Genomic DNA, 14,348 nt, shown 5'->3' with positions numbered 1-14,348 from the left:
GAGGCGATGACGCTCAGCATGTTGCGCAGATAGGATTCGCCGCCGGACCAGGTTCCACGGCCGATAAGCGTGAAGCCGACGGTGATCAAGGCGCGAAGCGTCGCAAATCGCCGACCGGCTCGCCGAGAACCTCGGCGCGATACCAATCGACATATCCCGCAATGCCCTTGCCAAGCGGCATCTGCAACCGAAGTCCCTCCGGGACGCCGGAGGGATCCGAGATCAGATTGACAGGGTCGCCCGGCCGGGATTCTCCCGAAAACGCGAGGCGATGCTTCCCGCCCCAGGCTTCCAAGACCATCCCGGCAATCGTGCTGACGGACGCGGCGGCGCCGGCACCGCCATTATAGACCGCGAAGCTTGCTGCATTGGCGGGCGAGACGCGATGGATCAATCGCACGACATCCGAGACATGGTGCCAATCCCGCATTTCCGCTCCGGTGCCACCAAGCACAATGTCGGTTTCGCCTGCCGCGAGCCTGCCGCAGAGGTCCCAGAGAAGTTGCTTGCGCAGCCCCTCGCCGTAGACAGAGAAAAGCCGTGCCACCGAGACCGGCTGCCCGTATGCCGCGCAGTATGACCGGCCGAGTTCCTCCACCATTCGCTTGTGATAGCCATAAGGGGAATAGGGATCGAGCGCGGCGTCGACCCCGATCGGGCCGAAATGGCCGCCGCCATAAACGGCAGCGGAGGATGCCAGAACGACGGAGACCCCGAGTGCGTGGCGACGCAGGAAATCGAGGACACAAGCTGTGGAACCGACGCTTTGTTCAAAGTCCTTCAGCGGCTCGGCAATCGACCGGCCTACCGTAGAGCCGCCTGCCAGGTGATATACGGCTGCCGGGCGACCATATGCGGCCAGAGCAGCGCCCATTGTTTCCGCGGTCACGCCGCCGGAAAAAAAAGCGCCGCCAGTTGCGATGGCGAACCCAGGCGCTTCGCTTCGGCCGAAGCCAAGGACAACGTGGCCCTGCTGGGCAAGAAATCGCGACAGGTGCAGGCCGATGAAGCCACCGGCTCCAGTCACCCAGACAGGCTTCGCCTCGTTCAATTGCGCCACCAAATCAGCCCTTCCCTTGCTTATGGCAAAGGAAAGACACCAGCCGCCCGGGCCGACGGTCAAGCAGTGCCGCAGCTCCGGCAACGGCACCGAAGGGTAGCGGGGACAAAGTCACGCGCACGAGCCCCGACAGGGGACCGAAGGCCGCAGCGAGCCTCTCGCGAATTTCGGATGCTGTCATCGGATCATAATTCACAACCGATTGGAAAGAGTTCATTTCACGATTGATCGTCAGCCCTGCCCCTTCGAGAGCAGCGCGGTAGTCTGCCAGCGTGAAGGCATTCTCCCCGCCGTAGAGATGATGCAACGGATGAGCGCGCAGAAACGGTTCCAGTTGTTTCGGTCCGGAAATCACATGGTCGCGCAACGACAGGAACGTCGCGCCATTGCGGGCGAGCCGCACAACTTCGCGGCAGAATGCCGGCAGGTCATGCGCATGATGAAGCACTTGCCTGGCAACGACCAGATCATAGCCGGCGGCGGACAACGGAATAGCTTCGCCGAATGCCTCGATCACATCGATGTTCGTGCCTGTCTTCTCAGCAAGCGTCCGGATTGCAGCAGCACCGACAAGTGCACTGGGATCGGGCTCGACAGCGGTAACCGACCAGCCCTCGCGCGCCAGGGCATAGGAGAGGATGCCGTTGCCAGCGCCGAGATCGAGAGCACGGCCGGCCTTGCGCGGGATCATGCCGCGAACCGCCTGAAACTCCGCACTTTCGTGGTAACGCTGCGCCGCGGCGACCGGATCATCGAAATAGGCGGCGCGGGCGAGATCCTTCATCGAAGGCTCGCTCATGCACCAGCGGACGGCATCTTCCCAAGTCATGGCCATTTCAGGCATCGAGAGAAACCACGTGCTGAATGATCCGCGCCGGATGTTCGGCAACTGCGTGAGGCGGCACGTTCTTGGTCACAGCGATCTCGATCTCCTCGTCAGATTTGTCAGATGCATCCACAACAGCCGCCGCGAGGCCCAGATTGGCGCGTGCAGCAGCGCCTCGGTCATAGGCTTGCGTGCTTCGCTCGTCCACTGTTCCACCGCGGATAATTTCCGGCTGCTAAGAAGCACGGCCGGCCCCAGTCACCCTGCGACAATGCATCCCTCTTTCACCAGGACGTTGTTCGAATTTTCCAGCTACGCTACCGTTTCTTGACTCGTCAAGTTCAGGTCATGAGGAATTCAATCCATGCGATTTTCACCAGCGCAAACGTTCGCGAATTGGCGAGGCCGGATGCGCAACGTCTCGTTTTTCAAGACTGTTTCCTGTGTGATGTGCCTTTTGGCCGGCACGTGGCCCGCATTGCCGCAGGCTCGCCAACCGTTCAAGGTTTTCGAGACTTTGCTGTTTGAGAACGGGCCAAAAGATTTCCGCTCGTTCGGCCTGGACCATCTCACGATTGCGGATCCACACGTCCTGGGATTGGACGTGCCGAATGCCAACCAGGTGTGGCAAGCTCTAGAACTGCCAAGGAGCAACCATTTCCTGGTGATCGACATCGAAAACTGGCCGTTGGAAGGCCCCGATCAAGCATCTTCAATTGCTAAATATCAACAAACTTTGAGCGTTTTCAGAAGGGCAGACCCGAACGTCAAGCTCGGCTTCTACGGCGTCATGCCGATCAGGGATCATTGGAGAGCGATCGGCCATGATGGTGCCGCGGCTCAGGAGGACTGGAAGCAGCAAAACACCAGGATCGCCTCCGCTCTTGTCCCCTACGTCGACGCGCTGTTTCCATCCCTCTACACGTTTTATGGGGATCAGGATGCCTGGATAGCCTATGCGCAAGCCAACATCGGTGAAGCCCGACGGGTCGCGCAAGGAAAACCGGTTTACTGCTTCCTATGGCCGCAGTTTCAAAAGACCCTAGCTTTCCTGCCCGGCGACTTCTGGTATGCTCAACTAGACACTTGCAGAAGATTGGCAGACGGGATCGTCATCTGGGGTACGATGCGTGGCGGTCTAAGCGACGGGCCCGTAAAATGGGATGAAAAAGCCGAGTGGTGGCAGGCTACCTTGAAATTCTTGAGCGAGATTGACGAAGCGCAATAGTGCCGAAAAAACGGTATCGCAGGCGAACGCGCATCTCACTTCCGAGCGGCAACATTACTCGCTGCCCAACCCTCGCCGGGCACAGCAAATCGAGCAGGGGTACGCCACGCCATGCGCCGCTGCGACCATTGGTCAAATGACCTCATGGCATTGACACGGAAAATCAAGACCGTAACGACGATCCAGAGGAATGCTGACCCCCAAAGGGATCCGGAGAACTGCGCGCCGACGATGGCTTGCGTGGCCAGAAGCGGCAAAAGCACCAGGCGTTTGTCGGCTAGGAATTTTATCGCCATTCCCAGTTTAACGAAAACCGGGATAAATATTGCCATACCGAGAAGACCAGCCGATTGAAGGATCTCCATGAACATATTGTGGGGGTATACGAACAGAGGCAATTGCGTGCCCCAGCCAAACAAAGGGCTTTGCTGAAACAGTCCCCACGAGAGCGAAATCGATCCGAGCCGTTCGGTGGTCGAATTGTCTTTCCCGATCACCGTCAGATGGAATTTGTCGAGCAGCGGCGTTATGTCAGTGATGGCCAACGCCAATACCGCTCCGGCAACAAACAACAAGCACACGAGCATGGTCGTGAAATTCGGACGGAGTAAGGGAAATAAAACGATACAACACCCCAAAGCGACAAGCGGCCCGCGGGCCGCCGCTAGATAGATTGCGACTGCCGAGGCAGACACTACACTCAGGATAACAATCTTTATGATCTTGCTTTGATCAAACCTAAGCAGGGTGTATGACGCTATAAGTGTAGTCAGGCCGGCATGACCTACGGATATGGGATTCAATCTTTCGAAATAAACACGATCCGTCGTATCGACCAGCACCGCATTTGAACCACTGTATTGGAGCCAAACGATACCCGCCACACTCAATGCGCCGACGGTGAAAAGTGCCCACGCCACGTTGATCTCCGACCACGTATTTGTCGATAACGCCAGAAGAGCAGCTGGCACAACCGAAGTGATCAGGGCAAATACGAGCGCGTCCGACGCTCCATCGATGTTGTAATCGGCATCGATGCCGAGTTTTGTTAGGTAGAGCGCGGCGAAGGCAAATAGCCACACATCTCCGAATCGCCATGCCTTGTGCCGGTCCGACCAAAAAAATGCGATGGCGCTTAGAGCAATTACCAAGATGCGGAAGGCGATCGATAATTTTGCGTCCTCCCGCCCCGTAGCAGACGAGAAAACTCCTATTAGTGGATAACCGGCAACCGCCAGGGCGAAACTCCAGGCCCATAAGTCCTTGTAGATCGGAACGTGTTTGCTGATGTACATTGTGCTGGAGGTTCACTAGTTAAACGGCAACAGCGATACCATGCCTTGTCGAGTTGAGACAACGGTTGGCACCGGCTCATCATACATGTTGGCTAAAGTTGCCGTTAAGCTTGATCCGGTAACACGCCGCGGTTCTCGGGCAACCGAATGCCCATATGGAATTTGCGAGCCGGCTTCCGCGCCGTAGCGGTCGAGCTACTTCCACAAGTCCATGATCATGGACAATGGGCGTGGGCGGCTCGCGACACGGGGGTCTCTATATGAAGTGCGCAGCACCCGTCCATATGATTCGTCGACGGGCTTGATGATCGCGTTGGCGTCCGGATCGTAACCTTCAAGCACCTCCCATTTCGAGAATGGACTTGCGGCTGCGAGTGCAGTGACGCTTTCGTATGTCGGGAACCACAAATGCCCGCCGCCGGTGACGACGCCATTTTCATATCTGCCGCCGCCGACAGGGTCGAATACGAACCGATCGCCATCCTTGACGGACCGATCCCGGTAAACATCGAAACGATAATCGGGCACGCTCATCCGGAACAATCCGCCCGGCTTCAGCACGGTATGGATGTGCGCAAAAATCTGCGGCAGTTTCTCGTACGCTACGTGTTCAAAGACATCCTCGGATTGATAAATATCGATGCATTCCCTTAGCGGCATCGGCTGCGTCACATCGTGGTTGATGTTGCGAGGTGACGGGCTGTAGGGCGTCAGTCCGATATGCGTATCGAACTGAGGGAGATTGCGTGTCAGCCGCCCCGCGTAGAGCTTGCCGCACGATCGCGCATCGTCCCAGGTGGCGATACGAAACCCGAAGGTTGCCAGGCGCCGTTCGACCTCGTCGGCAATTTTTCCATACATGTGCGTATCTCCAAAAAAACCAATCGTCTGACAAAGGCTCGCCTCCCACGAAGGAGCCTCAAGGGCCGGCTATGACAAGAAATTCCTGCAGTGTTCAGAGCAAGCATACCAAAAATTCGTTGGCACACAGAGGATTCCCAGCCATCAAAACACAACGTCGCTATTGGCCGTGAAGTCAATGGGCGGCTAGGCCAGTTCGACAAACCGCTCGAATTGGCGCTGCTTGCTGTATTCTTCACGAATCGCGCGGTTGCCGGCCCAGCCGATCCTGTCCCAGCTCCCATCGTCCAGCCGCTGCTCGATTCTTTTCGAGACGTCTTGCGGCTGCTCATAGACAATCATGGTTTCGCCATCGCGCATCGGCCCGGGGTAGTTACCGGAGTCGGAAACCAGCAGAGCTCCAGCGCCCATCGTTTCGAAACAGCGCATGTTGCCACGATCCGGGCCTGCCATGTCGATCGAGGCATTGATCACGACCTTGGCCCTTCCAAGCTCTGCATACATGGCGCGACCGAATACGGGAGGCGCGCTGACTTTGCGGATCGCAGGCGGGCGGCGCACCGCGCTCAGCGGACCGAACCAGCCAAGCGGCGTCTCTGCGAGCGGCGTATAGCGTGACAAATGCAAATGAAAGACAATGTGGCGGCGGCCGGCAAGACGAGCCACCGTCTCCAGGATCTCCCGCCGACGCTGGTGGTGGCGACTATAGCCGCCGAAGAACAGGACATCGATGTCTCTGTTCCGATTCGCAGCCACTCTATCGAGTTCCGGGTCGTGAGCCGGAAAGAAGTCCGCCGTCCTGGCGCCCCGCTCTTCCCATATCTGCCGCATGGACGGAAAGTTGCAAAGCACGAGGTCATAACCGGAAAAGTCGATCTTGCCTGGTGCGGCGCGCCAGGCAATCTTTTGTTTCACGTGCCCAGGCAAGCGGCGCACAAAAGCGGCACCGTAACGAAATGGGTCGAGATTGTAGAAGACGTCCGTCTTGTGATGTTCGATCTGGGCAAGAAGGATGTCGTCCAATGGCGTGTCTTCGCCAAGCCCGTTTTCGCGTGCCCACGCCCGCTGCAGCGATTCGTCGTCGCCGTTCGTAAAGAATGCCTCCGGATGACGGTCGAGCACCGGCAAAAGGATGTGCGCGGCGCCGTAGCGATCGTTCAGAAATACGTCCTTCTGCTGCTCGAATCCGCTGGCGCTGCCGACGAGATCGGCCAGCCGCGGTTGATAGACAGGATTGATTCCGGAATTTTGAAAAAGTCGCATGGCCTCGTTCTTGCTCGCAGCTAGTCTGCGGGTCTTATGGCGCTGATGACGAAACCTGAACAGAAGATGCGCCAGTTCAAGGCCGCACAAAGGTTCTCGAATAGAGCGACGGAAAGATAGGCAGGCAGAAAGAAAGCGAAGTAATCGCTGGCACGGTAGAATGGCATGACGTCGATCTTCTCGAATCCTTGCTGGCGAAACACCTTTGCCATATCCGAGGGCGAGCAATGGTCGAAAAAGGCCGGATACCCGGTAACGCCCACCGCCGACGGTCGGAGGTATGGAATCAGCCATTTTTGCATGACTGGCCCGACGAGCCGCAGCGCGATCGAATAAGGATGCCATTTTGAGGGCATGTAGTGGTGCATCGCACCGCCTGGCCGCAATGCGGAAAACATCGAGCCCGATGCGGCTTTGTTGTCCGGCACGTGTTCCATCAACGTGATGGAAATAAGCATATCTGCCTCGACATTGACTGGCTGCTCGATCGACTGGACGATAAATCGATCGTAGACGGTATAGCAGTCAGGCCTCTCCTCGATATCCAGGCCAATATAGCTAAAGCCGTGACCGCGCTGCAGAAGTGGCCGGTCGATCCCGCCGACCTCCAGGATTGCCGAAGGCCCGAGCCGTGCAATGTCGTCGGCGATACGGCGCTCGAGCTCCGCTTTGTAGGACGGGGCGCCGAAAACCCTGGGCAAGCGGCGTTCGAGCCAGGCGGCGGCGCACCTGTTCCAACCGATAAACCTCTTGAGAACCACCGCACCACCCTTCGTGCCAACTGTTTGATTGGGAGACAGCATCTACATTGCTATCCTTAGATTCATGCCATTACCCGTTCGCTCATCTCTGCCTGCAGACTTACCGCTCTCGTCGCCCGGTCGCAAAATGCCAAGTGAAGAGCATAGCTGACGGCAGTTGCCAGACCATACCAGACCATGACGGTTGCTGGACTGCCCGGATCCACCCACCAGACCCAGCCGAAGACACACAGCGTAAAGACAAACCTGCTCAGTTCCCAGGTGAACTGAAGCGATTGGCGATCGACAACGACAAGAGTCATGGTCACCGCGATTGCCACAAAACGCATATATGCGATCGGAAATCCGATGGCACACAGTTTTCCGGCTAGTGCCCAGTCTGTTCCAAAGATGAGGGGAACCACCTTCGCCGAGAGCAGCATTCCCAAAATCGTTGGCAAAAGGCCGACGGCGAGCAAGTAGAGGAGCGAACGTCGAAATGCGCGATTCAAGCTCCTTTTGTCAGAGCGATAGAGCGTAGAGAATTCCCCTGTAAAGACTTGCGAGATCGCCATCGCGATGATCCCGACGGGCATCAAAATGAACCGCTCTACAAGTGCGTACTGTCCAGCAACTGTGAGGTCGAATAGGGCGAAAAAGGCAAACGGCACAATAGCTGCGCTGAGCGCAGATAGAAGGGCTCCCGGGAACGTGAGAAACCCGAACTTTTGGAAGCGAATTGCCGTAATTTTCATTACAGGAAAGGAGGCAGGAGAGATCAACGTTCGCCAGAGCTTGCCGCTACCAAGGAGGATAGAAATACTTCCGACGACTCTTCCGAACGTGTCGGCCAGAACCAGGCCAACTCCTACGAAAGACAGAACGGCACATCCAAGGGCACCGACCGAGAAACCCACCGATTGAGAGATCTTCGAACGTGCACTGAGGCGGTAGTCACGTTCGCGGATCGGCAAATAGCTGAGCATCTGATAGATTCCCGCGATTGCCATCGCGGCCGGCAAGAAGAAGAGAACGCCCTTCAAAGATGATGCGACGCCTGGCATCCACAAGTCGACGATGCCGGCGACGAAAAATGCAATGATGCTGGTCAACATGCAGAGCCGAAATGTTAATTTCAGCAGGTTCTCCAAAATTGGCCCCGGTCTCGCGCTTAGGATCGCCAATTCGTAACGGAAGGCGACAAAGATGACCGCTACGTTCAGTATGGAAACATAGATCTGATAGCGACCGAATGCTTCCGCATCGTAGAGTCGTGTCAGCGCGGGCAGAACAGCAACTGCAATGATCTGCGCAATTACCGAGCCCGACAGGACCGTCAAGATGCTTCGAAACATTCGGCCTTGCCAGGTTTAGAGGAAGCGACTGATTGCACTAGTCCGGACCGCCCCGCTGCAAGTGACGAGAAGCCACGTGACTAGCTTCCTCGCCCAGGAAGACAGCACTCATCCTCGCCTAACCTCGCCGCGCGAAAACGAACTGCCGGATTTTCCGCGCCGGTTTGGCAATGAGCGCATAGTCGACAGCGCCGGAGCCGAGCCAACGGCGCCTGGCACGCAACGCTTCGAGGTTGTGCCCGATATGCGAACGCAAGCTCCTTGTGCTGGCGCCTCCGATCATCATGTCGACCAGGACCTGATCGATTGTCGCGATCCTGAATCCATGGAGTTCGACGGCTCTCAGCATCCAGTCGTAGTCGGAGGAGACTTTGAGCGCCAAATCGAACGGCCCGTTCTTTTCGGCAACGGCGCGGCGAACGTAGAAAGTCGGGTGGGCAGGCATCCAGCCGGAGCGGAACCCGTCACTGGGTCTTGGCTCTGCTCGCCAGCGGCGGACCACTCGCTTGCTTTCATGGTTTTCAACGAAGTCGAGGTGGCCGTGGACAATATCGCTTTCAGCAAGCGCCTCGCTGATCTTGCCGAGCACGGAAGCGTCGTGAAATGCGTCGTCCGCGTTAAGGGCTCCGATCGCCTCGCCCGTGCAAAGCGCCAGCCCCTTGTTCAACGCGTCATACATGCCGCGGTCGGGCTCGCTGATGACCTGCAATCCTTGCCCAGCATAGGAGCGGACAATCGCGAGCGTTTCGTCGGTCGAGGCTCCGTCGATGACGAGCAGCTCCTTGTCCTGGTGATCCTGGGCAAAGAAACTGTCGAGCGTATGACGGATTGTTGCCGCCGAGTTCCAGCAGACCGTTAGAACGGAAATCTTCATGTTCGCGGGACTTTTCGCAGCTACTGGGCCGCCTTGCGGTTGTGCTCTTCGTCAAGCCGGCGATGCTCGTATTCGCGCGCCACCACCTTGAGGTCGGATTGAACCATCTCGCGCACCATCTCATCAAGCGACGTCGTCGCCTTCCAGCCGAGGACCCGCTCCGCCTTCGAAGGATCACCGAGCAGCAGGTCGACCTCGGTGGGCCTGAAGTAGCGTGGATCGACCTCGACTAATATCTTGCCGGTTTTCGTATCGACACCCTTCTCGTCGACCCCGGTACCGTTCCACTGAATACGGACCCCTACTTCGGCGAAGGCGAGTTCGACAAATTTCCGAACGGAGTTCTTGATCCCTGTGGCCAGCACATAATCATCCGGGGTTTCCTGCTGAAGGATCCTCCACATGCCTTCGACATAGTCGCGCGCATGTCCCCAATCGCGCTCGGCAGACAGGTTGCCGAGATAAAGCTTGTCCTGAAGGCCGAGGCTGATAGCCGCGGCGGCTCGGGTGATCTTGCGGGTCACGAACGTCTCGCCCCGCATCGGGCTTTCGTGGTTGAACAGAATTCCGTTGGAAGCGTGAATGCCATAGGCTTCGCGATAGTTCACCGTGATCCAGTAGCCATAGATCTTGGCGGCCGCATAGGGGGAGCGAGGGTAAAAAGGCGTCGTTTCCTTCTGCGGAACTTCCTGCACCTTGCCATAGAGCTCGGAGGTCGATGCCTGATAGAAACGCGTCTTCTTTGTCAGCCCAAGCAGCCGGATGGCTTCCAGAAGGCGCAATGTGCCGATCGCGTCGGCATTCGCCGTATATTCCGCGGTCTCGAAGCTCACCTGGACATGCGATTGCGCCGCGAGATTGTAGATCTCGTCCGGCTGCACTTCCTGGATTATGCGGATCAGGTTCGTCGCATCGGTCATGTCGCCATAGTGCAACGAAAAATTGACGCCGGTTTCATGCGGGTCTTGATAGAGATGATCGATACGGCCCGTATTGAAAGACGACGAACGCCGCTTGATGCCGTGGACTGCATATCCCTTGGCGAGCAGGAGGTCGGCGAGATAGGCACCATCCTGGCCGGTGATGCCTGTAATTAGCGCGGTTTTTCGGCTCATTTCATACCCTTCGGCAGCTTCAGAAAACATTACCGCCAAACATTATCGCGGCGCAGTGTTCGATAGATAAATTTCGATGGTAGCCAAAATCCGGAACGGTCTCTATCGAGATCCGAACCCACTTAGCAGAGTTTTCAGCGTTCTCAACACGATAACGAAATCAAGCCACGGCGAGAAATTCTTGATGTAATAGAAGTCATAGTGCAGCTTCTCGGTCTCGTCGTCGTCCTCCGAGACGTATCCTTGATTCACTTGAGCCCACCCTGAAATTCCGGGACGGACGATATTTCGGTAGCGGTAGAATGGCAACGCCACCGAATAGTGGGATGACAAAACTGTCGCCTCAGGGCGAGGCCCGATCCAGCTCATTTCCGAACGAACGATATTTATCAGCTGCGGCAGTTCGTCAATTCTGCTTCTGCGAAGGAAGCGGCCGAGCCGGGTAACCCTGCTGTCACCCGGCTTGGTGACCGCGAGACTGCGAACGTTTGCCGCCTCAGGTTCACTGACGGTCATCGTCCGGAATTTGTAGACCGTAAATGACTTTCCGCCGAAGCCGAGGCGCTCCTGACGAAATATGGCGGGTCCGGGAGATTCCAGCCTGATTAACAGCGCGATCAACAACAGGAAAGGCGTCAGCACGATCAGTGCCAACAGCGCACAGACCCAGTCGATCGCCTGTTTGATCTTGATATAGGCCTGGTTGGGATTAATTGAGCCCAGCGTGTTTTCGGATAAATGCTCGATTTCGACGCGGCCAGTCAGCGATTCGGTGATTTGCTTGACATGGTAGACCGGAACTCCCGCAAGTGCCCGGTCGGCTATGTAGCGCTCCCAATCGTCGGACAGATCGGCGCGCAGATCGGCAACGACGCCGTTGACGCGTTCAATGATCATGTCAGGGGAAACAAGCCAATGCCAGTTCACCCCGCCTATCTCCTCAAGGCGACCAACGGCACCGCCTGGAACCACAGCAAGACTGTAAGGGTCAAGGCGCCGGCTTATGATGGTCAAGACAAAGTACCAGAGAATTGACAACGTCAAGCTGCTGGCCGCCTGGAAGCCGCTATATTCAATCCTAAACAGGAAAATCGCCAAATAAACAATCCCGTAAGAAAAAGCAAATGTCGGAAATATGTAGCCAGAGGCCGCGATGCCCGGGAAATTACCTATACGTCGAAAAGCAAAATAGCCTATTGTATGCGCGATAACGCCTGCCAAGATGGTAATCTGCAGGTTTGAATAATATAGAATTGATGGATCAAATAAAATCCTGACAAGAACAGGGAGCATGATTGCAAAAGCCAAACCGCCCAGGAGTTGAAACCTGACCCTGTGCACGAGGTGGCGCTGTCTTGGCCGATTCATCATCACTATATTCAAGTTCAAAATCTCTGTTGCGAGTTACTGAATTCTAAGTCTCTTCAAATGCTTTTTGCCTGCTTACCTTGTTCTCTGCAGGAACGTTTAACCCCGAAGATTCGAAATTCCAGTAGGCTCTTGCTGGACGTTCACCTGACAGGATGCCGCTCTCGGCCAACGCTCGAATAGGCTATGCCTTCCTTCACGACGTCCTCGCCGCGGTAGACGTTTCGCAGATCAACCATCACCGGCGTCGCCATGACTGCACGAAGCCGCTTCAGATCCAGCGACCGAAACGCGTTCCACTCGGTGACGACGACGATCGCATGCGCGCCGTCGGCCACCGCGTAGGCGCTTTCCCCGAATTCAATGCCCTCTATCATCTTGCGCGCCTGCTCCATGCCGACCGGATCATAGGCCTTGATCGAAGCGCCTGCGTCCTGGAGTGCCTGAATAATGGCCAATGAGGGGGCATCGCGCATGTCGTCGGTGTTCGGCTTGAAGGTCAGGCCAAGGATACCGATGGTCTTGCCGCGAACCGAGCCGCCGCAGGCCTCGACTACCTTGCGCGCCATCGCCCTTTTTCGCTGGTCGTTGATCGAGACCGTTGTTTCAATCAGCCGCACGGGGCTTGCCGCGTCCTGCGCGGTCTTGACCAGTGCCAGCGTATCTTTCGGGAAACAGGAACCGCCATAGCCCGGCCCGGCATGAAGAAACTTTGCGCCGATGCGGTTGTCCATGCCGATGCCGCGCGCGACATCCTGCACATCGGCCCCCAACCGCTCGCAGAGATCGGCTATTTCGTTGATGAAGGTGATCTTCATGGCCAGAAATGCGTTGCCGGCATATTTGGTAAGCTCAGCCGTACGCCGGCTCGTATAGAATATCGGCGCGACATTCAACGAGAGTGGACGGTAGATCTCGCCCATGACCGCCTTGGCCCTTTCGGCCTCGGTCCCGACAATGATGCGGTCGGGCCGCTTGAAATCCTCGATGGCCGATCCTTCGCGAAGAAATTCCGGATTGGAGACCACCGCAAAATCGGCGGCGGGATTTTGCTCGCAAATGATCCGTTCCACCTCATCGCCGGTACCGACGGGGACGGTCGATTTCGTCACCACGACCGTAAACCCCTTGAGCGCGCGACCAACTTCGGCGGCCGCATCGTAGACGAAGGACAGATCGGCGTGCCCATCGCCACGCCGTGACGGCGTGCCGACGGCTATGAAGACGACATCCGATTGAGAAACGGCATCGGCCAGATTGTCGTCGAAACGCAAGCGACCTTGCGCGGTATTCGTGGTGACGAGGTCGTCGAGCCCTGGCTCGTAGATCGGTATCTTGCCAAGTTTGAGCATGGCAAGCTTTTCCGCATCCCGGTCGACGCAGCAGACCTGATGGCCAAAGTCGGCGAAGCAGGCGCCCGAGACGAGCCCTACATAGCCGGCACCAATCATTGTTATCCGCATATCGCGTACTCTCATCAGCGCCGACGAGACGATCTCGTCAGACAGCGCCTAGTCCCACCGAAGAACGGCTACCGCACTCCCGGGTGAAAACCCGAGAGCCGATCCTACAACAATTTGCATCGCCTCGCCGCACCTCGATGCTTACGACTATGCGATGGCGACGAGATCCCTGGTATCAAGGTCGACAGGTATCTCGCCATTCATGATCGCAATCAGAACCCGAGCCCTTCCGGCTGGATCGAGCCGGTCAAGACGACCGATCATTTCCGCGAACGGGCCGGAAAGGATCCGAACCGAAGCACCGGCTGCGAGGCCGCCACTGAAGTCGAGCAGGCCATGCCTGCCGGTCAATGCAATGAAGCGCTCTACCAGACCGGAGGGGACAGGCAAAGGCCGGTCCCCTTGCATGACGAGGGAGCGCACACCGAACGTTCCGTTGATCGAGCGCCAACGTTGCAGCGCGACGTCAAGGGCGATGAACATATAACCCGGGAAATAAGCTGCGGACCGTGTTTCGAGCCGCCGGGCATGACGCACGGTTTTCTCGCAGCGAGGCACAAAGGGCTCGAATCCCTGGATCCGGAGATGCCGCTCTGCGACATGCTCCTTCCCGGGAAAGACGCAGGCCGCATACCAGCGAGTTGCCGGCACGGCGGTAGGCGCAGGCGACAGGGTGGTCGCGTTGCTCGTTGTTTTTTCCGCGCTACTCACGTGTCTTCCTTCGGCGGTCGGCGGCATGATCTCAGGTCAACGGTTACGACAGTGTGTGGATACCAGCAAGCAACCAAGCCACTAGAGTCAAGGCGGTTGGGTTAAGAATTTCCTAAACATTGTCCAGAAATTTAGCTGTGCCTAAATAATCATCGAGCCGCTTTCTTTTTCAGCTGGCTGAGTTGCTAT

General features: G+C 57.1%; 14 protein-coding genes. 1 reads left to right on the top strand and 13 read right to left on the bottom strand.

Features of this window, described 5'->3' with window-relative positions; translation table 11 throughout:
• Nucleotides 1–85 precede the first annotated feature (85 nt).
• The 3 genes from NKI54_RS22235 to NKI54_RS22225 are packed head-to-tail and all read right to left on the bottom strand — an operon-like array spanning nt 86 to nt 2,094.
• Entirely contained in the window at nt 86–1,060 is a 975-nt protein-coding gene (locus tag NKI54_RS22235; RefSeq protein ID WP_352692404.1) for an NAD-dependent epimerase/dehydratase family protein, read from the bottom strand.
• A 4-nt stretch (nt 1,061–1,064) separates the two neighbouring features.
• Entirely contained in the window at nt 1,065–1,889 is an 825-nt protein-coding gene (locus NKI54_RS22230; RefSeq protein ID WP_352692403.1) for a class I SAM-dependent methyltransferase, read from the bottom strand.
• A gap of 7 nt (nt 1,890–1,896) precedes the next feature.
• Nucleotides 1,897–2,094, bottom strand: a complete 198-nt coding sequence (locus tag NKI54_RS22225; RefSeq protein WP_352692402.1) for a hypothetical protein — start codon at nt 2,092–2,094, stop codon at nt 1,897–1,899.
• Between the two features lie 201 nt (nt 2,095–2,295).
• Here NKI54_RS22225 and NKI54_RS22220 point away from each other — a divergent pair, with 201 nt between their 5' ends.
• Nucleotides 2,296–3,114 (top strand): hypothetical protein, encoded by an 819-nt coding sequence (locus NKI54_RS22220; RefSeq protein ID WP_352692401.1) that lies wholly within the window; start codon nt 2,296–2,298, stop codon nt 3,112–3,114.
• A gap of 35 nt (nt 3,115–3,149) precedes the next feature.
• Here the strand turns inward: NKI54_RS22220 and NKI54_RS22215 are convergent, their stop codons facing one another.
• From NKI54_RS22215 to nusG, 10 genes are all read right to left on the bottom strand, one after another.
• Nucleotides 3,150–4,409, bottom strand: coding sequence for an O-antigen ligase family protein (locus NKI54_RS22215; protein WP_352692400.1), 1,260 nt, complete (start codon nt 4,407–4,409; stop codon nt 3,150–3,152).
• A gap of 195 nt (nt 4,410–4,604) precedes the next feature.
• On the bottom strand, nt 4,605–5,270 hold the full coding sequence (locus NKI54_RS22210) for a methyltransferase domain-containing protein (RefSeq protein ID WP_352692399.1): 666 nt from the start codon (nt 5,268–5,270) through the stop codon (nt 4,605–4,607).
• A 186-nt stretch (nt 5,271–5,456) separates the two neighbouring features.
• Nucleotides 5,457–6,623: a glycosyltransferase family protein gene (locus NKI54_RS22205; RefSeq protein WP_352692398.1), complete on the bottom strand. Its 1,167-nt coding sequence runs from the start codon at nt 6,621–6,623 to the stop codon at nt 5,457–5,459.
• Nucleotides 6,554–7,336: a methyltransferase domain-containing protein gene (locus tag NKI54_RS22200; protein ID WP_352692397.1), complete on the bottom strand. Its 783-nt coding sequence runs from the start codon at nt 7,334–7,336 to the stop codon at nt 6,554–6,556. Before NKI54_RS22200 ends, NKI54_RS22205 begins: the two co-directional genes overlap by 70 nt.
• 20 nt (nt 7,337–7,356) lie before the next feature.
• A complete protein-coding gene (locus NKI54_RS22195; protein WP_352692396.1) occupies nt 7,357–8,613 on the bottom strand; it encodes a lipopolysaccharide biosynthesis protein in 1,257 nt (418 codons plus the stop codon).
• A 133-nt stretch (nt 8,614–8,746) separates the two neighbouring features.
• Nucleotides 8,747–9,502 (bottom strand): glycosyltransferase family 2 protein, encoded by a 756-nt coding sequence (locus NKI54_RS22190; protein WP_352692395.1) that lies wholly within the window; start codon nt 9,500–9,502, stop codon nt 8,747–8,749.
• A 20-nt stretch (nt 9,503–9,522) separates the two neighbouring features.
• Nucleotides 9,523–10,617 carry a GDP-mannose 4,6-dehydratase gene (gene gmd / locus NKI54_RS22185; protein ID WP_352692394.1) on the bottom strand — a complete coding sequence of 365 codons (1,095 nt, stop codon included), beginning with the start codon at nt 10,615–10,617 and terminating at the stop codon, nt 9,523–9,525.
• Nucleotides 10,618–10,719: 102 nt separating this feature from the next.
• Nucleotides 10,720–11,991, bottom strand: coding sequence for a sugar transferase (locus NKI54_RS22180; RefSeq protein WP_352692478.1), 1,272 nt, complete (start codon nt 11,989–11,991; stop codon nt 10,720–10,722).
• Between the two features lie 137 nt (nt 11,992–12,128).
• Nucleotides 12,129–13,448, bottom strand: a complete 1,320-nt coding sequence (locus NKI54_RS22175) for a UDP-glucose dehydrogenase family protein (protein WP_352692393.1) — start codon at nt 13,446–13,448, stop codon at nt 12,129–12,131.
• Nucleotides 13,449–13,595: 147 nt separating this feature from the next.
• A complete protein-coding gene (gene nusG, locus NKI54_RS22170) occupies nt 13,596–14,159 on the bottom strand; it encodes a transcription termination/antitermination protein NusG (RefSeq protein WP_352692392.1) in 564 nt (187 codons plus the stop codon).
• Between the last annotated feature and the right edge of the window lie 189 nt (nt 14,160–14,348).

The sequence above is a fragment of the Mesorhizobium sp. M0663 genome (genome assembly GCF_040320585.1).
In the GTDB taxonomy this organism is placed as follows: Bacteria; Pseudomonadota; Alphaproteobacteria; order Rhizobiales; family Rhizobiaceae; genus Mesorhizobium.
The sequence above is the reverse complement of the archived record's forward strand: the minus strand, read 5'-3'. Positions and strand labels throughout refer to the sequence as shown.